The sequence below is a fragment of the Caldalkalibacillus thermarum genome, from assembly GCF_014644735.1.
Classification (GTDB): domain Bacteria; phylum Bacillota; class Bacilli; order Caldalkalibacillales; family Caldalkalibacillaceae; genus Caldalkalibacillus; species Caldalkalibacillus thermarum.
Genome location: NZ_BMKZ01000024.1, coordinates 26,382 through 46,007 on the forward strand (window position 1 = coordinate 26,382; position 19,626 = coordinate 46,007).

The 19,626-nt window shown below is 49.5% G+C and carries 17 protein-coding genes and 1 pseudogene; 14 read left to right on the forward strand and 4 right to left on the reverse strand.

The genetic code is table 11. The features are described 5' to 3' along the window. Window positions 1–52: 52 nt before the first annotated feature. The 3 genes from IEW48_RS10455 to thiM all read right to left on the reverse strand — a co-directional run bounded on the left by IEW48_RS10455 (window position 53) and on the right by thiM (window position 3,012). Window positions 53–1,534 (reverse strand): PH domain-containing protein, encoded by a 1,482-nt coding sequence (locus IEW48_RS10455; RefSeq protein WP_188623706.1) that lies wholly within the window; start codon window positions 1,532–1,534, stop codon window positions 53–55. After that, on the reverse strand, window positions 1,527–2,030 hold the full coding sequence (locus IEW48_RS10460; RefSeq protein ID WP_188623707.1) for a PH domain-containing protein: 504 nt from the start codon (window positions 2,028–2,030) through the stop codon (window positions 1,527–1,529). The genes IEW48_RS10455 and IEW48_RS10460 overlap by 8 nt, the downstream gene beginning before the upstream one ends. A 238-nt stretch (window positions 2,031–2,268) precedes the next feature. Next, entirely contained in the window at window positions 2,269–3,012 is a 744-nt protein-coding gene (gene thiM / locus IEW48_RS10465) for a hydroxyethylthiazole kinase (RefSeq protein ID WP_188623708.1), read from the reverse strand. A gap of 233 nt (window positions 3,013–3,245) precedes the next feature. Here thiM and IEW48_RS10470 point away from each other — a divergent pair, with 233 nt between their 5' ends. The 14 genes from IEW48_RS10470 (at window position 3,246) to IEW48_RS10535 (ending at window position 19,309) form a co-directional block, all read left to right on the forward strand. Beyond that, on the forward strand, window positions 3,246–3,761 hold the full coding sequence (locus tag IEW48_RS10470) for a DoxX family membrane protein (protein WP_188623709.1): 516 nt from the start codon (window positions 3,246–3,248) through the stop codon (window positions 3,759–3,761). A 148-nt stretch (window positions 3,762–3,909) separates the two neighbouring features. Continuing rightward, on the forward strand, window positions 3,910–6,522 hold the full coding sequence (adhE, locus tag IEW48_RS10475) for a bifunctional acetaldehyde-CoA/alcohol dehydrogenase (protein ID WP_188623710.1): 2,613 nt from the start codon (window positions 3,910–3,912) through the stop codon (window positions 6,520–6,522). Between the two features lie 39 nt (window positions 6,523–6,561). Further along, window positions 6,562–8,790: a formate C-acetyltransferase gene (gene pflB / locus IEW48_RS10480; protein WP_188623711.1), complete on the forward strand. Its 2,229-nt coding sequence runs from the start codon at window positions 6,562–6,564 to the stop codon at window positions 8,788–8,790. Window positions 8,791–8,817: 27 nt separating this feature from the next. Further along, window positions 8,818–9,561, forward strand: coding sequence for a pyruvate formate-lyase-activating protein (pflA, locus tag IEW48_RS10485; RefSeq protein ID WP_188623712.1), 744 nt, complete (start codon window positions 8,818–8,820; stop codon window positions 9,559–9,561). 160 nt (window positions 9,562–9,721) lie between these two features. After that, a complete protein-coding gene (locus tag IEW48_RS10490; protein ID WP_188623713.1) occupies window positions 9,722–11,140 on the forward strand; it encodes an anion permease in 1,419 nt (472 codons plus the stop codon). A gap of 30 nt (window positions 11,141–11,170) precedes the next feature. Continuing rightward, complete coding sequence (locus IEW48_RS10495; RefSeq protein WP_188623714.1) at window positions 11,171–11,368, forward strand: hypothetical protein; 198 nt, start codon at window positions 11,171–11,173, stop codon at window positions 11,366–11,368. Then, window positions 11,361–12,206 (forward strand): fumarate hydratase, encoded by an 846-nt coding sequence (locus IEW48_RS10500; RefSeq protein WP_188623715.1) that lies wholly within the window; start codon window positions 11,361–11,363, stop codon window positions 12,204–12,206. Before IEW48_RS10495 ends, IEW48_RS10500 begins: the two co-directional genes overlap by 8 nt. A gap of 13 nt (window positions 12,207–12,219) precedes the next feature. Next, a complete protein-coding gene (locus IEW48_RS10505; protein WP_188623716.1) occupies window positions 12,220–12,798 on the forward strand; it encodes a Fe-S-containing hydro-lyase in 579 nt (192 codons plus the stop codon). A gap of 6 nt (window positions 12,799–12,804) precedes the next feature. Beyond that, window positions 12,805–14,514, forward strand: coding sequence for an FAD-binding protein (locus IEW48_RS10510; protein WP_188623717.1), 1,710 nt, complete (start codon window positions 12,805–12,807; stop codon window positions 14,512–14,514). Further along, complete coding sequence (locus IEW48_RS10515) at window positions 14,514–15,470, forward strand: succinate dehydrogenase/fumarate reductase iron-sulfur subunit (protein ID WP_188623718.1); 957 nt, start codon at window positions 14,514–14,516, stop codon at window positions 15,468–15,470. Before IEW48_RS10510 ends, IEW48_RS10515 begins: the two co-directional genes overlap by 1 nt. Further along, window positions 15,467–16,348 (forward strand): CoB--CoM heterodisulfide reductase iron-sulfur subunit B family protein, encoded by an 882-nt coding sequence (locus IEW48_RS10520; RefSeq protein ID WP_188623719.1) that lies wholly within the window; start codon window positions 15,467–15,469, stop codon window positions 16,346–16,348. The genes IEW48_RS10515 and IEW48_RS10520 overlap by 4 nt, the downstream gene beginning before the upstream one ends. Window positions 16,349–16,628: 280 nt before the next feature. Beyond that, on the forward strand, window positions 16,629–17,117 hold the full coding sequence (gene ybaK / locus IEW48_RS10525) for a Cys-tRNA(Pro) deacylase (RefSeq protein WP_188623720.1): 489 nt from the start codon (window positions 16,629–16,631) through the stop codon (window positions 17,115–17,117). A 59-nt stretch (window positions 17,118–17,176) separates the two neighbouring features. Continuing rightward, entirely contained in the window at window positions 17,177–18,067 is an 891-nt protein-coding gene (locus IEW48_RS10530) for an EamA family transporter (RefSeq protein ID WP_188623721.1), read from the forward strand. A 93-nt stretch (window positions 18,068–18,160) separates the two neighbouring features. After that, complete coding sequence (locus tag IEW48_RS10535) at window positions 18,161–19,309, forward strand: MFS transporter (protein ID WP_188623722.1); 1,149 nt, start codon at window positions 18,161–18,163, stop codon at window positions 19,307–19,309. 108 nt (window positions 19,310–19,417) lie between these two features. Here IEW48_RS10535 and IEW48_RS10540 read toward each other — a convergent pair. Further along, window positions 19,418–19,626 (reverse strand): annotated as a pseudogene (locus IEW48_RS10540) (ISLre2 family transposase); the annotation flags it as partial.

Genomic DNA, 19,626 nt, shown 5'->3' on the forward strand with positions numbered 1-19,626 from the left:
CTGTTTATTGTTTTTTTGCAAGGAATGAGTTGTACAGAAAACGCAATGACGTTTAGTGATTCCCAGATGGCACTCTTTTTGGCTGGCACCAGTCCAGCAGTGCTTCTCCATCTCGTGCATCCACATCTCTGACCAAGAAAAATGTTCCTCCAAAACCGGATAGAACACGCACACCGATCGAAGCGAGCTTTCTCCGCCGCTGGAAAAAAGAGCGGTTCACATGGGCTGACTGAACACATCGTTTAGGGATCAATATCGTGGCCTTAGATAAGAGACGGTATCGTAGCACTAGCAGTGGTCCCGATGTTCTCCATCCAGCATCTTTATATTGCCAGTAAGCGAGAAGAGAAGCTAACCCCAAGATGAGAAAAGCAACCAACCCGTATGGCAGCCAAATGACAGCCGGGATCACCACCAAAATAACAGGCAGACACAAGCGCAATTCATAGCAGAATAATGCCCGGTTCGGCACAGAATGGATGCCAAGCTGGCCAGGCCAATGGGTGTCCAGCCCCCAGTCTTGGGGTGCAACCGCCTGTAAAAAAGACTCGAGATCACGGCGGGGGATTAAGGGATGTAGTATCCGTGATCCCCCATACTCTTGGCCGTATCCGGCACATTCAATATACACTGTTGTCAGGCCAAACATCTGGCGCAAGGGATTTTCCGCTATCCTGATGGCCTGAATCCTTCTGAGAGGGATTGTAAATTCCCGTTTTTCTAACAATCCATAAGAAACATACACATCTGAATCTCTGCGGACCAGTGTAAAGTTGGCATACTTTACTGCGGTCGCCACTATGGCTGCCAGCCAGGACATCAACGCGATCAGCGGAACCAGATACAAGATGAGTGTGAGGTTGGATTGTACAAAGTTGGTCAACAGTTCAAACAAGTTAAGTGAAGGAAAGAGTTGATCCACTTGAGAGAGAACAGCCACCAAAATAGAACATAGTATCCCGAAACTCCCCGAGGTAGACGCAGCCACCAGTAAATCCCTGACCGACAATTGAAAGCAGACGCCAGCTGTTGGTCTGGAAAGGGCTAATTCGTTGATATCCCTATGTCCCGCTTTCGTCTCAGTTTTGTCAGGGGATAACAGCTCTTGCAGCTGTTTAGCCTCCGTCAATTTAACAGCAGCTAAGGACACTTCTGCCTGTTCACTGCTGGTGGCCGTGTCAATTTCCACTTTGGTCACGCCAAAGAGGCGGTGAAGGATGCCCGTTGTCAAATTAATCGTTTGGATGCGTTCTGTTGGAATATAGCGCCGTTTACGCACCACTATTCCATATTCAATGCGCAACTCACCATTGTTTACATAATAGACAAACCGCCACCAATAAAGAACGGATCCGGTAATGAACAACACGATGGCAACTCCGCTCAAAATGGTCACCAGCAGAAAGAGCTTTTGGCTGACCCCAGTACTCAAGAAACTGATGAACAAAAAGACCACCGTGAAAACTAATTCTTTTATCAGACGCAAGGTTTGCAAAAGGATGGCCACAGGATGGAGGCGGCGGGGGTCATACATCTTCTTTCGCCTCCCGGGCCAAAACCGAAATCCGGTCCCGCAATGCATCGGCCACCGTGTCTTGCAAAGCTGGGATTTCATGCAAGCCTCCAGCGGTGTTGATGGTGACACTGGACAGGCCGAAATAGCGCAAAAGGGGACCTTGTCTGGTGTCCACATGTTGCACTCTGATCATGGGGATCAGCGTCCGCTTGACTACCAGCACGCCATGTTTCAGATCGATTTCATATTCGTTGACTTCATATCTCCAACGTTTCCAGCGCACCGCGGGAACTATTCCAATATGAACAATACTCATCACAGCGGCTGTTAATAGCAATATCCACAATAACCAAGGTGCTAAGAGCCAGGAAAACTGTGGTGGGAGACTGAGATAGGAATAAAGCACATAATAGATCAGGACTGCTATCCAATACAGGGCGGCCATCAGGCTGCCGCTGATGCGCCATACGGTCAAGGCTTTCTTATCTATCCGTTGGGTTGGTTCCGGTCTCATCGTTCATCCTCCAAGACAGCTTACCTTCACATTATAGAGACTAACGCCCTTGTTTATCAACTCTTGTGGTAGTTCGCCAGTCCTCAAAGTTTCTTTCATTGTTAATCTCAAACAACCACGACAGCACAGCACAAGTACAAAAAAGAAGCAACCTACCTTGGAAGCTGGCGGAGTGGGTTGCTTAATGTCAGGACCGCTTTTTGAGGATGATGAAGGGCAGCCAGATCAGCCGCCCAAATTACAAGAGGGATGCCACCCTTTTTTCCAGCTGTTCAGGTGTAATGTGATACAAAGCATCCAAAAGGGCCGGAACAAAACTGCCCGGTCCGGATGCCTTAGCGCCAGCCATCTCCCCGGCCAGTTTGAGCATGCTTAAGGCATGAACCGCTGCCTTCTGAGCGTCTTGTTCCACAGCCAGAAATAATCCAATCAGGGAAGTGGCTAGACAGCCGGTGCCTGTCACTCTGGCCAGCAGGGGATGTCCACCCGTTATGGCCACGTGATTGACATAGTCCGTCTCTCCCGTCAAAGCCATCACCGCCTCAAAAGGCCAGTCGACGGGAGCAGCAGACGAGCCGGCATCCACTCCCTTTCCTTCCCAGCTGCCTTTGGCCAGAAAGGAGAGCTCTGCTCTATTGCCGCAAATCACGGCAAAGGAGACCTCATCCATCAAACGTGTCACTGCACGGCGGCGAAAAGCGGTTGCGCCCACCCCAACCGGGTCCAGCACAACGGGAATGTTCAGCTGGTTGGCTTTTTTTCCGGCGAGTGCCGCGGCTTCGACCAGGCCAGGGTCAAGGGTGCCAATATTGATCACCAAAGCTTGGGCGTGGCTGACCATTTCTTCTACGTCCTCAGCATGGTGGGACATGACAGGACTGCCGCCGGCAGCCAGTGTCCCGTTAGCCACAAAGTTCATCACCACTTGATTGGTAATATGGTGAATAAGCGGAGATTGCGCCCTGATTTTCCTCAACAGCATAATCGATAACCCTCCTTATTCTTGCCAGGCTTATACCTTGGCTGATACCATTCTTATTCTCTTGCAAGTATAAAGCGTTGAAAGCCGATGTCAAGGTAAAAATTTCTAACAAGACTGTGGCCAAATTATGAAACCAAACAAAAATGTGATGTATTTCACATGTCTTTAGCTGCTAAGAACTGTACACTTAAAGTGTAAACAACACCACTACATTTTGAAAGGAGGAATGGTTGATGTTTGTCAAGTTTCTCAGAGAGAGTGCTGTTGCTGCTTGGTTATTATTAATTGCCCGTCTGTGGCTGGGGTGGAAATGGTTGAAGGCAGGTTGGGGCAAAGTGACAGGGGAATTTGACGCTTCAGGGTATTTACAAGGAGCCATTGCCAAAGCCAGCGGAGACAATCCAGTTGTACAAGAGTGGTGGGCCAACTTTTTAAGTGGATTCGCACTTCCGAATGTTCAGTTGTTCAATTTTTTAGTTGCTTGGGGAGAGTTACTTGTCGGTCTGGGTCTTATTTTAGGGACTTTTACAACATTTGCAACTCTGATGGGTGTTGTGATGAACTTTGCTTTCCTGTTCTCCGGAACCATCAGCACCAACCCTAACATGGTGCTAGTAGCCATATTTATCCTGGTTGCTGGGGCCAATGCCGGTAAAATCGGTTTGGACCGCTGGGTCATTCCTTACATCAGACAAGGAGTGCAAGCGCTGCTCAACCGGGGTAAGGAGCTTAAACAAACTGGTGTCTAGGGAAGTACACAAGTAGAGAAATAAACATAAAGAGAGATAAAAAAATAATTGTTCTGTGCAACACCTGTTCTTTTTTTAGCTATATATGTGAAACGATTCACAAGCTTAAACTTGTTAAACCTTTAATAATGATAGGAGGAGAGAAATCATGGCGGTCAAACACAAAGAAGCCAAACCATCTGATTTAGCTGCAGTGATTGACACGTTAATCACCAATGCTGAGCATGCCCAGCGAGAGTATATGCACCTCAATCAAGAGCAAGTGGACCACATTGTCAAGGAGATGGCCCTCGCTGGGTTGGATCAGCATATGGCCTTAGCCAAACTGGCCGTGGAAGAGACCGGAAGAGGTGTCTATGAAGACAAAGCGATCAAAAACATTTTTGCTACTGAATATATCTACCACAATATCAAATACGACAAAACAGTAGGCATCATTAAGGAAGATCAATACAACGGAATAGTGGAAATTGCCGAACCCGTGGGTATTGTGCTGGGGGTGACACCCGTCACCAATCCCACCTCAACAACCTTGTTTAAATCCTTAATCGCCGTTAAAACACGCAATCCTATCATCTTCGCTTTCCATCCTTCTGCTCAAAAATGCAGCCGTGAGGCGGCGCGTATTGTCCGTGATGCAGCGGTCAAAGCAGGGGCACCTGAGCATTGTATCCAATGGGTAGAGAACCCTTCTGTGGAAACCACCCAGGCGCTGATGAAGCATCCTAGAGTGGCCTTAATTCTGGCCACCGGAGGTGCATCCATGGTCAAATCAGCTTACAGCTCAGGCAAGCCGGCCTTGGGTGTGGGACCGGGGAATGTGCCGTGCTACATTGAAAAGACAGCTCACATCAAACGGGCTGTGACCGATTTGATGCTCTCCAAAACTTTTGACAACGGCATGATTTGCGCTTCAGAGCAGGCTGTTATTGTCGATAAAGACATTTGCCCAGAAGTCAAGGCGTTTATGGCTGACAATGGCTGCTACTTTTTATCACCTGCTGAGTTGAAAAAAGTGGAGAAACTGGTGATTAACCCTTCTACCTGCGCAGTGAACCCCGATATCGTCGGTCAACCAGCGGTCAAAATTGCTGAACTGGCCGGTATTAAGGTGCCTGATCAGACAAAAATTCTTGTGGCTGAGCTGAAAGGGGTCGGCCCCCAGCATCCCCTTTCCAGGGAAAAATTAAGTCCGGTTTTGGCCTTTTACCAAGCGAAAACAACAGAAGAGGGCCTCAGGCTGGCTGAGAACATCATCGCCTTTGGAGGCATGGGCCACTCCGCTGTGATTCACTCCAGCAATCCCAAGGTGATTGAAGCCTACGGCAAGCGCATGAAAACAGGACGGATCATTGTCAATGCTCCGTCTTCACAGGGGGCCATCGGCGATGGCGATATTTATAATGCCTGCATCCCCTCGTTGACTTTAGGCTGCGGCACATTTGGCCATAACTCGACCACAGCCAATGTGTCTGCCATCCATCTCATCAATGTGAAACGTATGGCCACACGCACGTACAACATGCAGTGGTTTAAAGTGCCGCCTAAAATTTATTTTGAAAAAGGCGCAACTAAATACCTGGAAAAAATGAGGGACATCAGCCGGGTCTTTATTGTGACAGACCCTCACATGGAAAAGCTGGGTTACGTAGACCGGGTGCTGTACTGGCTGCGCAAACGTCCCGATTATGTCCAGGTGGAAACATTCTCGGAAGTGGAGCCAGATCCCTCCTTTGACACCGTGCTCAAAGGGGCAGAGCTGATGAAAAAATATGAACCTGATGTGATTATTGCCCTGGGCGGAGGATCCCCTATTGATGCAGCTAAAGCAATGTGGCTGTTATACGAATATCCGCAAGTGGATGTAAACGGCATAAAGCAGAAGTTTTTGGATATCCGCAAGCGGGTGTATAAATATCCCTTGTTGGGCAAAAAGGGCAAATTTGTGGCCATTCCAACCACGTCAGGAACCGGGTCTGAGGTCACGCCCTTCTCCGTCATCACGGATAAAGCAGAGAATGTGAAATATCCTCTGGCTGATTATGAATTAACCCCTGATGTGGCCATCATTGACCCGGAGTATGTGCTCAGTGTGCCTAAAAATGTAACGGCAGATACGGGGATGGATGTGCTGACCCATGCCATTGAAGCCTATGTTTCCAACATGGCCAACGACTATACGGACGGATTGGCCATCAAGGCGATCCAGCTGGTGTTTGAGTACTTGCCCCGGGCCTATCATAATGGACGGGATGAAGTGGCCAGAGAAAAAATGCATAACGCTTCGGCCATCGCCGGCATGGCCTTTGCCAATGCCTTCTTGGGCATCAATCACAGCCTGGCCCACAAGCTGGGGGCAGCCTTTGACATTCCCCACGGCAGGGCCAATACGGTCCTGATGCCCCATGTGATCCGGTATAATGCCCTGAAGCCGACCAAATTTTCCTCTTTCCCTAAGTATGAACACTTTGTGGCCGACCAGCGATATGCCGAGATAGCCCGGGTTCTGGGTTTGCCTTGCCGGACAGTGGAAGAAGGGGTACAAAGCCTGATCAAAGCGGTGATTGATCTGGCTAAAGAACTGGAAATGCCCCTCAGCATTGCCGAGTGCGGTGTCGGGCGTGAGGTGTTTGAAGCCCAGGTGGATCAGCTGGCCGAAAAAGCCTTCGAAGACCAGTGCACAACCACCAACCCCAAATTGCCGCTGGTCAGTGAGTTAGCGGAAATTTACCGTCAAGCTTACGAAGGTTACAAAGACTGAACAAAGCATACTCATAAAAACTTGAAAGGAGCATGTGGTATGGACAAGTGGAGAGGTTTTAAACCTGGAAAATGGATGGAGGAAGTGAATGTCCGGGATTTTATCCAGCTGAACTGGTCTCCTTACACAGGGAATGAATCATTCCTGGCCGGTCCCACGGAAAGAACAAAGCAACTGTGGGAAAAAGTACAAGTGTTATTAAAAAAAGAGAGAGAAAAGGGCGGGGTGCTGGATGTGGACACGAAAACTGTCTCCACCATCACCTCCCATCAGCCAGGCTATATCGATCAAGAGCTGGAGCAAGTGGTGGGCTTACAAACGGACGCTCCCCTTAAACGGGCCATTATGCCGTTCGGGGGCATCCGCATGGTCAAAGAAGCGTGTCGGGCTTATGGTTATGAGCTGGACCCTGGGGTGGAAAAAATCTTTACCCTGTACCGCAAAACTCATAACCAAGGGGTGTTTGATGTCTATACCCCGGAGATGAGGTTGGCCCGCAAGGCAGGCATTATTACGGGTCTGCCTGACGCGTACGGGCGGGGGCGGATTATTGGTGATTACCGCCGCGTTCCCCTGTACGGCGTCGATTTTCTCATTAAACAAAAGCAGCAGGAACTGGCCCTCCTGGAAGCAGAAGTCATGTTGGACGAAACAATCCGGGAGCGGGAAGAGCTGGCTGAGCAAATTAAAGCGCTCCAGGAGCTGAAAGAGATGGCAGCCAGCTACGGCTATGACATTTCCCAGCCGGCTGGAAATGCACAAGAGGCGGTCCAGTGGTTGTACTTTGCCTATCTGGCTGCCATTAAGGAGCAAAACGGGGCAGCCATGAGCTTGGGGCGTGTCTCCACCTTCCTGGATATTTACATTGAGCGGGATTTGCGGGAAGGCACCTTAACTGAGCAAGAAGCCCAGGAGCTGATCGATCACTTTGTGATGAAACTGCGCTTGGTTAAATTTTTACGCACGCCTGAGTACAACGAACTGTTCAGCGGGGACCCAACTTGGGTAACCGAGTCCATCGGCGGTATGGCTGTTGATGGGCGGCCGCTGGTCACCAAAACGTCGTTCCGGTTCTTGCATACCTTGGACAATCTGGGACCGGCTCCTGAACCCAACCTGACTGTGCTATGGTCGACACGCTTGCCCGAACCTTTTAAGAACTATTGTGCCAAAATGTCCATTAAAACAAGTGCCATCCAGTATGAAAACGACGACCTGATGCGTCCCGAGTTTGGGGATGACTATGGCATTGCCTGCTGCGTGTCGGCCATGCGTATCGGCAAGCAGATGCAATTTTTCGGCGCCAGGGCCAATTTAGCGAAAGCGTTGCTGTATGCCATCAATGGCGGAAAGGATGAAAAGTTAAAGATTCAGGTGGCACCCCGGTTTGAACCAATCAGGGATGAGATCCTTGATTACGAAGTGGTCAGGGAGCGTTTTGACCAGATCTTGGATTGGCTGGCCAAACTGTATATGAACACGTTGAACGTGATTCACTATATGCACGACAAATATTGCTATGAACGGATTGAAATGGCCCTGCATGACAGGGAAATTGTCCGTACCATGGCTTGCGGCATTGCCGGATTGTCCGTCGTCGCAGACTCTTTGAGCGCAATCAAATATGCCACAGTGAAGCCCATCCGGGATGAAAACGGGCTTGCTGTAGATTTCGAGATCGAAGGAGACTATCCCAAATACGGCAACGATGATGACCGGGTGGACTTTATTGCCAAAGAGATCGTCCACACCTTTATAAACAAGCTGCGCAAACACAAAGCGTACAGGGGTGCCATTCCCACCCTGTCTGTGTTGACCATTACTTCCAATGTGGTCTACGGCAAGAAAACGGGTAACACCCCTGATGGACGCCGGGCAGGAGAACCTTTTGCCCCCGGGGCCAATCCCATGCATGGACGGGACACTAAAGGGGCATTGGCTTCCCTCAACTCGGTGGCCAAACTGCCCTATCAGGATGCGTTGGACGGGATTTCCAACACGTTCTCCATCATACCCAAAGCCCTGGGCAGAGAAGAGGAAGACCGCGTCCACAATCTGAAAGGGCTTTTGGACGGTTATATGAGCCAACAGGCACACCACATTAATGTGAATGTGCTCAATCGGGAAACATTGCGGGATGCGATGGAACATCCAGAAAAATATCCTCAACTGACCATCCGCGTCTCTGGATATGCCGTTAACTTTATTAAATTGACCAGGGAACAACAGTTAGATGTGTTGAAGCGGACCTTCCATGAACAGATGTAACCATTAAATTGAGGAGTTGAGCATGCCATGGTAAGAGGACGTATCCATTCCGTTGAAACTTGCGGGACCGTTGATGGTCCTGGCATCCGCTATGTGGTGTTTATGCAAGGGTGCTTGCTGCGCTGCCAATACTGCCACAATCCAGATACTTGGGACTTGAAGGGAGGAAAGACAGTCACGAGAGAGGAATTGCTGCAAGATATGGAAGGGTACGTCCCTTACATGACTTTTTCCGGTGGTGGTGTCACTGTCTCTGGAGGTGAACCGCTGTTGCAAGCCGAATTTGTGGCAGAACTGTTCAAGGGATGTAAGGAGCGGGACATTCATACTGCTTTGGACACCTCAGGGGGTTGTTTCACCGGCCATGGGGTACAGCGCCAGATCATAGATCGTTTGCTGGAGGTCACCGATCTGGTCCTCCTTGACCTGAAGCATATTGATGAGGCCAAGCACCGATGCCTCACCGGACGGTCCAATGCTCACATCTTAGATTTTGCCCGTTACCTTGCGGAAAAGGAAACGCCTGTTTGGATCCGGCATGTGCTTGTGCCAGGTTATACCGATGATGAACTTGATTTAGTCCGTCTTGGTCAATTTATCAAGACATTGCCCAATGTGCAAAAAATAGAGATTCTCCCTTATCATCAGCTCGGTGTTCATAAGTGGCGTGCGTTGGGACTTCATTATCCTTTGGCAGACGTACGCCCGCCAACAGATAAGGGCATTCAGCGGGCCTATTTGATCCTGACTGGGAAAAGGACAACAGTCTAATCACTAACAGGCCAGCTTGATAGGTGTTTACAGAGTGAAGGATCATGGCTATAAGAGGGGAACGATTTTTTAAAAGTTATATGTGAAATAATTCACAATTCAGCTTTGTTGATCGTGCAACTTGAATGGACAAATGAATGGACAAAGGGAGTGACAGAAAATGACGACAAAAAGCGATGTGAAGCTTATTCCTTTATTGATCACGTTAGCGATTGGGATTGGTATTTGGAATATTGCTCCCCCGGCTGGATTGGAAAAGGAAGCATGGCAGCTTTTCGCCATATTTGTAGCTACGATTGTCGGGCTTATCATTAAGCCCATGCCGATGGGAGTTGTGGCTATTTTCGGTCTGACGGCGACCGTATTGACCAAAACGCTGACGATAGACGACGCACTGAGCGGTTTCAGTAATTCCGTCATATGGCTGATCGTCATCGCCTTCTTTGTTTCCCGAGGGTTTATTAAAACGGGACTCGGTTCGAGAGTGGCTTACTTTTTCGTTATGAAATTTGGCAAAAAGACGCTTGGGCTTTCGTATGCCTTGCTGTTCAGCGATCTGCTTTTGGCGCCGGCGATGCCGTCCAATACTGCCCGGGCGGGAGGGATTGTGTTGCCGATTATCCGCTCGTTGTCCGAAGCGTACGGTTCCCGGGTCGAAGACGGAACGGAAAGAAAAATCGGTTCTTTCCTGACCAAAGTGGCCTTTCAGGGCGATATGATTACATCGGCGATGTTTCTGACTGCCATGGCAGCCAACCCATTAGTGGTGAGCATTGCGGCTGAAATTACGGGAGAAACCATTTCCTGGACCGGGTGGATGGTCGCAGCATTTGTTCCCGGCATTGTAAGTTTGATCCTTATCCCGCTTGTGATTTACAAAATTTATCCGCCCGAAATTAAAGAAACGCCTGGCGCGGCAGAACTGGCCAAACAGAAGTTGGCGGAAATGGGGCCGTTGAAAAGATCGGAATGGTATATGGTCGGCGTGTTTTTCCTTATCCTCTGCCTTTGGATTTTCGGAACAAAAGTGGGGATCGACGCGACCACGACCGCTTTTATCGGATTGTGCGCGTTGCTTTTGCTTCAGGTTTTGTCCTGGTCAGACATCAAAAATGAACAAGGGGCATGGGATACGCTGGTCTGGTTTGCGGCCCTCGTCATGATGGCCACCTTTTTAAATCAGCTCGGCTTCATTCCATGGTTTAGTGGAATAATGGAAGGCAGTGTGTCCGGCATGTCTTGGGTAGTCGCACTTATTGTCTTAGCTCTAGTGTACTTCTATTCACACTATTTCTTTGCCAGCAATACAGCTCATGTCAGTGCGATGTACGGGGCATTTTTAGCTGTATTAGTTGCGGCAGGAGCGCCGCCCTTATTGTCCGCTCTGGTTCTCGGTTTCTTCAGCAGTTTGTTCGCATGCACTACGCATTACGGCTGCGGGCCCGCTCCGGTGTTTTTTGGCACCGGCTATGTCAGTCAAAATAAATGGTGGTCCATCGGCTTCCTTATCTCGATCATTCATATCCTTGTCTGGTTGGGAATCGGCGGGCTGTGGTGGAAATTGTTAGGACTTTGGTAAGAGCGTTTTTTCCTTAAGGAGGTGATGTAAGTGGCGGTGCTGATGAATGGGGTGGAATCTCCCTGTTGTTCGGCGAAGGTGGTCAAGGAATTTCGGATTGAACTTTACCATGTAGCTGATGACGAATACGAGTTGAGCGTTCCGTTTTTCATCTGTGTTAAGTGCGGCGAACCTGTCTCGCTGTTGCAAATGGCAGATATGACTGGAAGGGGGAAAAAAGATGCGTGAAATCTCGGCAGAACAAGTGATAAAGACGGTAAGAAGACTATGTATCGAGGCTGCCTGCGATTTGCCTAAAGATGTGGAGCAAGCTTTGCGGAAGGGGTTGTCTGTGGAAGAATCGCATTTTGGCCGATACAGTTTGGAGAAAATCTTGAAAAACGTGCATCTGTCCCGGGAAGAACTGGTGCCAATGTGCCAGGACACCGGAATAGCGGTCATTTTCGTGGAGATAGGACAAGACGTTCGTATTGTGGGCGGTGCTCTAAACGAAGCGATTAACGAAGGAGTTCGGCAAGGATATAAAGACGGTTATTTAAGAAAATCGGTTGTCGCAGATCCGGTTCTTTACCGGCATAATACTGGCGACAACACCCCCGCGGTGATTCATACCGAAATCGTGCCTGGCGATAAACTTAAAATCCAGGTGATGCCCAAAGGCGCCGGAAGCGAAAACATGGGAGCGGTGAAAATGTGCAAACCGGCGGAAGGATTGGACGGGGTGATGGACTTTGTTGTAAACACCGTCACACAAGCGGGCGGCAACCCTTGCCCGCCGGTGATTGTCGGCGTCGGTATAGGCGGGACGATGGATAAATGCACCCTTCTGGCCAAAAAAGCGCTGGTCAGGGATGTGAGGCAGCCCCACCCCAACAAAGAGTACGCGGAAGTGGAAAAAGTATTGCTTGAAAGAATCAATAAGCTTGGCATTGGGCCTCAGGGCTTTGGAGGAAAAGTGACAGCTTTGGCCGTTCACATCGAAACCTATCCGACTCACATCGCGATGCTGCCTGTCTGTGTCACCTTGAACTGCCATGCGGCGCGCCATAAAGAGGCTGTGTTATAAGGGAGGAAAAGAAATGAGCACGGTAAAGAAGTTAACGACTCCATTGACTGACGAACAGATCCGATCTTTAAAAGCCGGCGATCAAGTTACGATTACAGGCGTTATCTATTCGGCGCGAGATGCGGCTCATCAAAGGATGGTCGATGCTCTTAAAGAAAACAAACCGCTGCCTGTCGATCTGAAAAATCAGGTGATTTATTATGCGGGACCAACCCCGGCCAAGCCTGGAAAAGTCATCGGTTCGTGCGGACCGACCACCAGCGGGCGAATGGACGCTTATTCGCCGGCCTTGATGGAGCAAGGACTTAAAGGGATGATCGGCAAAGGGCCGAGAAGCAGGGAAGTGATTGCCGCAATGAAAAAGTACGGCGCGGTTTATTTTGCGGCTATCGGCGGGGCCGCCGCCCTGATTGCGGACACGATCAAAAAGGTGGAAGTCGTGGCTTACGAGGAACTGGGTCCGGAAGCGATTCGCCGGATGGAAGTCGAAAACTATCCTTGCATTGTCGCTGTCGACTGCGAAGGAAACGACCTGTATGAAATAGGCGTCAAACAATACAGAATCGAAGAACAGACGTTGGAACAGGAGTGAATGCAGATGTTGAAGTACGATGTGATCGTTGTCGGCGCCGGGGGAGCGGGTATGATGGCCGCTCTTTATGCGAGTAAAGACAAGAATTTGCGCGTGGCCTGCTTGTCGAAAATATTCCCCACGCGTTCCCACACGGGCGCGGCTCAAGGTGGCATCAACGCGGCGATGGGTTACCGGGACGCAACAGACTCCCCCGAGAAGCATTTTAGAGACACGGTGAAAGGAAGCGATTTTTTGGCGGATCAGGATGCGGTTGAATTTTTTACCGCCAACATGCCCGCTATCATCTCGGAACTGGATTATTACGGCGTTCCTTTCTCCCGTGATCCAAACGGAAGAATCGCCCAGCGTCCGTTTGGCGGCGCTTCAAGTCCTAGAACGTGCTATTCGGCGGACAAAACCGGCCACGTGATTTTGCATGCCTTATACGAACAATGCCTGAAAAACAACGTTGAGTTTTTGGACGAATGGTTTTTGCTGTCGCTTGTCGTGGCGGACGAAACGTTTCATGGACTGGTCGCGATGAATATCAAAACGGGCGAAATTCACCCTTTTCTGGCCAAAGCGGTTGTGATCGCGACGGGCGGGTTTGGCCGCATTTACTGGAACCGTACGACCAACGCCATCAACATGACCGGCGACGGGACGGCCGCCTGCTTCAACGCCGGCATTCCGTTAAAAGACCCTGAATTTGTGCAGTTTCATCCGACTGGATTGGCTTCTACAGGCATTTTGCTGTCGGAAGCTTGCCGGGGCGAGGGAGGCTATTTGATCAACAGGGAGGGCGAACGTTTTATGAAACGCTATGCCCCGGAAAAAATGGAGCTGGCCCCGCGCGACCTGGTGTCGCGGTCCATCGAGATGGAAATTAAAGCAGGGCGTGGTTTCGGCCAAGGTTTGGAAGCATACGTGCTGATGGACCTGAGACATTTGGGTAAGGAAAAAATTATGGAACGTCTGCCGCAAGTAAGGGAGCTGGCTATGGATTTCGAAGGCGTCGATCTCATCGATGAGCCGGTTCCGATCCGCCCGAGCTGCCATTATATGATGGGCGGTATACATGTCAGCGATTACACCACATTGGCAACGCCCGTGGAAGGGATTCATGCCGCCGGCGAATGCGCCTGTGTTTCCATTCACGGGGCAAACCGTCTGGGCGGTAATTCCGTGGCGGATGTCGTGCTGTTTGGCAAGTATGCCGGCATCGGCGCGCGCGAAAGTGCGAGGAAGCGCCCGTTTGGCCTCGAAACTTTGGTGATTAAAGAGGCAAAAAAATGGGAGAGCAAGTTTGCAACTATGCGCAATAAAACTTCAGGTATTCGTCTGGTCGATATACGCAACAAAATGGCGGAAGTGATGTGGAATTATGTCGGCATTTTCCGTCATGAGCAAGAAATGAGGGTTGCCCTGGAGACGATCGATCAACTGCTGAACGATTATGAACATGCGTATATTGGCGATCCCGCCCTTCGTTACAATACGGCTTTTGTCCATTATGTCGAAATCGGAAACCTGCTAACTCTGGCGAAAGCCGTTGTGCTAGGAGCAATAAACCGGAAAGAAAGCAGAGGCTCCCATGCAAGGGCTGACTATCCGCAAAGAGATGATGAGAACTTTCTGAAGCATACGCTAATTTATAAACGAGGCGATCGTTATGAACTGAAGTATCTTCCTGTCAAAATTACGAAATATCCACCGGAGGAGAGAAAGTACTAATGGAAAACATAACTTTTCGAATTCGGCGCTATGACGGTACTAATACATGGGTTCAAGAATATCGGCTTCCATATGAAAAAGGAAAGACAATTCTCTGGGCATTAACCAAAATCAAAGATGAAATTGATCCTACGTTAAACTTTACTTCCGCATGCAGGCATGCCATTTGCGGCAGTTGCGGTGTCAAAGTTAACGGTCATGCCTTCCTGGCCTGCAAAACGTCTTTGGATAAATTGCTCGAAACCTTTGATACATCTGTATTATACTTTGAACCTCTGGGCAATTATGACGTGGTCAGAGACTTGGTCGTCGATTGGAAGCCAAAAATGGAAAAGATGAAAAAGATAAAGCCATGGCTGCTTCCTTCCAGGGAAGGAAGCATAGAAGAGGGGTTTCGGCAAAGCAAGCAGCAATTTGCCAAAATCTCTTCCTCTACCGATTGCATTCTTTGCGGTATATGTGCTTCCGAATGCGGCCAGCTTGCCATTAATGACGGCGGTTATTTGGAGCCGTTCATCATAAACAAAGCTTACCGCTTTGCCGTCGATTCAAGGGATAACGCACCTGAAGAACACATTAGGCCCGTATTGGAAAACGAGCTGTGGAAATGTATTCATTGTATGCAATGTGTTTCAAAATGTCCGAAAGAGATCCCATTAACGGATGAAATCGCCTATCTAAGAAAAGAGACCATGAAAATGGGCGAAGTCCATAATCAGGGAGCCCGGCATGCCTACGCATTTTATCATGACGTAAAAAAATGGGGAAGATTAAACGAAATGACGCTGCCCATTAAAACGGACGGCATGGTCACCACCTTGCGCAAACGAATTCCTTTTGCTTATCGCATGATAGTCAAAGGAAAGATAAACCCGCTTCGTTTGCCTAAAGCGGTGAAAGGGATTAAAGGGGTAAGAAAAATTTACCAACAGGTAGAGGAGGAAAGCAAATCATGAGATACGCTTTCTTTCCCGGGTGTACATTGGAATCGGCGGCAGCGGAATTGATGATTTCCACCAAAAAGGTCGCTTCCGCCTTAGGCATCGAATTGATTGAATTGGAAGGATGGACTTGCTGCGGGGCAACGCATTTACAAGATGTTGACGAGCAATTGGCTCTGGCGATCAATGCGCGCAACATCGCCTTGGCCGAACAGCTGAACGCGCCGCTGCTTACCGTTTGCAACACTTGCACGCTTATGCTGCGGACGGCAAAGAAAACGCTCGATGAAAATCTACAGCTGAAAGAAATAACGAATCAAAGATTGAGCAGCGCAAATGTGGAATATCAAGGTACAAGTGAAGTGACCCACTTGTTGTGGGCCCTTATTCAAGATTATGGCCTTGAAAATTTAAGGGCAAAAGTAAAAAGACCGCTCAAGGGCTTGAAGGTTGCCAATTTTTACGGCTGTCACATCATTCGGCCGCAAGAAGTGTTGGGATTTGAAAACCATATGAATCCCCGTTCGATGGAGATGGTCGTGGAAGCGCTTGGGGCGGAGAGTGTCGAATTTTCTCAAAGGTTGGCCTGCTGCGGCTTCCACGCTGTTTTTCCAGCGGAAAAAGAAGTGATGAGACTGACAGCGTTAAACTGCTTGTCGCCGAAAAAGGCCGGTGCCCATTGCATTGTGACCCCCTGTCCTCTATGCCAGATGCAGCTCGATATGTACCAGCCCGATGCGCAAAAAGGATGCCGCGACAATATTACCATGCCTGTTCTGCATCTCCCGCAGCTCATCGGATTGGCCCTTGGATTCGAACCGGAAGAATTAGCCATTAACCGACATATTGTTGACGCGATTCCGGTGCTGCGGCAACATATAGGAGTAATATAATTTGTATTGGTGCTCATTGAATTAATTCAGCATTTATTATAGGCGGTGTAAATACGGGGGATCAGCTTCATGAGGCTGGTCCCCTTTATGGTGCCTGTTGACTGACATCGTTTGGCGGACATCGTTTCAGGGATGGAGTTGATGGTGGCTCTCTTTTGTACTAAAATTTCAGTATCGTCAGAGAGTATGGATTGTTAAAATCAGCTGGTTTTATCATAAATGAAGGGTTTACTATTGGTCACCCACAATTTGGTGAACCTGCAGTACACGGGGGTGAATCATGATGAAAACCAACGCCATGAGGTTATTGGAGCAGCATCAGGTTGAATATCAAATATTGACTTTCACCTATGATGAAACAGATTTAGAGGCAACGCAAGCAGCGAAAGAAGTCGGCCTGCCTCCGTCACAGGTATTTAAAACACTGGTACTAAATGGGGACAAGACCGGAATTGTGCTGGCTTCCCTGCCTGCGGATTGCGACTTAAACCTGAAAGCGCTGGCCCGGGCCAGCGGCAACAAAAAAGTAGAACTGTTGCCAGTTAAAGAGATCCCCAAAGTGACTGGATATGTCCGGGGAGGGGTCTCTCCAGTGGGTATGAAGAAAAATTACCTGTTCTATATTGACCATCGTGTGACAAAGGAAGAAAAAGTAGCGGTCAGCGGTGGCAAACGGGGCGTGCTGATGATGCTAAGGAGCAGAGATTTAATTAAAATCACCAATGCAGTGTTGGCAGATCTGTGTCATACAGACAGAACTAGATCATAAATCAGAATGTAAAGGGCAGGCAAGCGTGTAAGAGACACGGTTACAGGGGGAACGGAAAAATGGATTCAAGAGTTGCTGGCAGTTTGGTTCTTTTGGCGGCAGTCTTATGGGGCACGACGGGCACCGCCCAAGCCTTTGCCCCCCAAGGGGCAAGTCCCCTGGCCATTGGTGCCATGCGCCTGGCAGTGGGAGGATTGGCCTTATTATGTTTTGTACTCGTACGGGGCACCCTTAGCCGTAAAAAAGCATGGCCGCTTGGGGCTACCTTGATAGCAGCTGTAAGCATGGCCCTTTATCAGCCCCTGTTTTTTTCGGCTGTCGCTTCAACGGGAGTGGCCGTTGGAACTGTGGTGGCCATCGGCAGTGCCCCTATTTTGGCCGGGATGTTAGAATATGTTTTTCGCGGCGTTAAACCGGGCCAAAGATGGTGGCTGGCTACTGCACTGGCTGTGGCGGGCTGTGTCCTTTTGCTCGGTCATCAAGGGGAAGTGAGTATCAATATTGGAGGCCTGTTGATGGCGCTTGGGGCAGGCTTTAGTTTTGCCGTCTATACTTTGGTCAGCAAGGGGTTGCTGGCCCAACATCGGCCTGAAGAGGTTGTAGCTGTCGTCTTTAGTTTAAGTGCTGTGTTGCTGTCTCCTCTCTTATTCTTCTATGACTTAAGCTGGTTGCTGGAGATGAGGGGTTGGGCTGTCGTGTTGCATCTTGGATTGGTCGCCACTGCATTGGCCTACCTGCTGTTTGTGCGGGGCTTGACAGGGATACCTGCTGCGCATGCTGTCACCCTTTCTCTGGCCGAACCCTTAACAGCTGCGCTGTTGGGTATTTTTCTCGTCGGGGAGATATTAACATCAACTGCTAAGTTTGGTATTGCACTTTTGTTTTTAGGTTTAAGCCTTTTGACGGTCCGGTTTCGTTTCTTGCAACAGGGAAATGTCCCCAAAAAATGACCATGTGTTGTGACATAGTTCATATTAGAACCAGGGCCCTCTTGTTACGATGAAGTTACGAAACGGTTTTTCTCTTTTAAAGGAGAGACAGCCATGCATTACTTTATTTACTTTGTAATTATCGTCAGCTTTTTTGATAATTTTACCCAGTTGCCCATTATTTCGGTCTATGCTCAAGAGCTGGGAGGCAGTCCTTTTCTGATTGGCCTAGTGGTGGGCCTGTATTCCTTTAGCAACATGGTAAGTAATGTGGTTGCCGGCCGGTGGATCGACCGTTGGGGACGCAAAAAAATCATGGTGGCCGGCATGCTCATGGCGGGTGTTAGCGTGGCCTTGTATGCCTTTGTCAGCACCGCACAGCAGTTGGCTGTGGTACGCTTCTTACATGGCATAGGGAGCGGTCTGTTAGTCCCCGCTGCTTATGCCTTTTTGGGAGACCGTACCAAAGGCAAAGGACGGGGCCAGGCGATGGCCTTGTCAGGAGCCGCTATCGGTGTGGCTGCCATTGTCGGCCCGGCTTACGGGGGCATTATCGCCCAGCGGCTGGGATTGGACTGGGTGTTTGTCAGTGTGGCCATACTGTTGATCTTGACAGCAGTGTTGGTCTTCTTGTTTTTGCCGGACCATTATCAGGGTGCAGGGAGCGGGAAAGCGGATCGGTATGATCTGCTGAGGCTGTTGAAGAATCCTCAGTTGAATCAGGCTTATTTGGGTGCGTTTGCCTTGATGTTTGCAGTAGGGATCTTGACGATGATGTTACCGTTGAAAGTGGATGCTCTGGGCTTTGGGTCAGCTTTGACAGGCGTGCTGATGAGTGTCTATGGCTTGGTGGCCATTGTATTGTTTGTCTTGCCTACCAACCGCCTGTCTGACCGGCTGGGGCGCATTAAACCGATGATATACGGTTTGCTGTTGCTCGGCACGGCGTTGCTCGTCTTAAGCCTGTTCAGCATGCAGCCTGCCATGTTTATAGCCATGGTGGTGTTTGGGGCTGGCTTTGCCTTGCTGTTTCCCGCCATTGCGGCACTGGTGGTTGATCAGGCGCGTAGAGAAGAGAGGGGACGTGCATTTGGCTTGTTTTATGCTTTTTTCTCTCTGGGGGTTGTCATTGGTCCCCTGGTGGTGGGTAGTTTGGCTGTAGCCCCTGATCAGGGCTTGCTCGTAGGTGCGGTTGGGATCTTGCTGATGGGCATCGTGCTCATCGCCCGCAACCGCATGGTTTTGTTCGTCAGTCACAAGTGAACATGGTGGTGTGAGTCAAGTATTTCCGGGCAGAATTTTTTATGTCCTTCATTCATGTAAGCGGATTCATTGTTTGAGGGTACTCTCTTGGTCATCTCTTATCCCGTTTTAAAAACCAACCAATCCCTTTAATGCCCGGTACACGGGCAGATTGGCCTGACCTTTCAGGTAGGGGATGTTGTCTCTGGCCACCTGTTCGAAGGTCTTGGTCACCTTTTCTGCATAACCTTTCGGTGGTTTGTCCTCCTCCTGGCTTGTTGGCCATGCTTCCACCCGCCCAAACAGGGTTTTTAAGCCCAGGTTGTCTAAACGGGCTA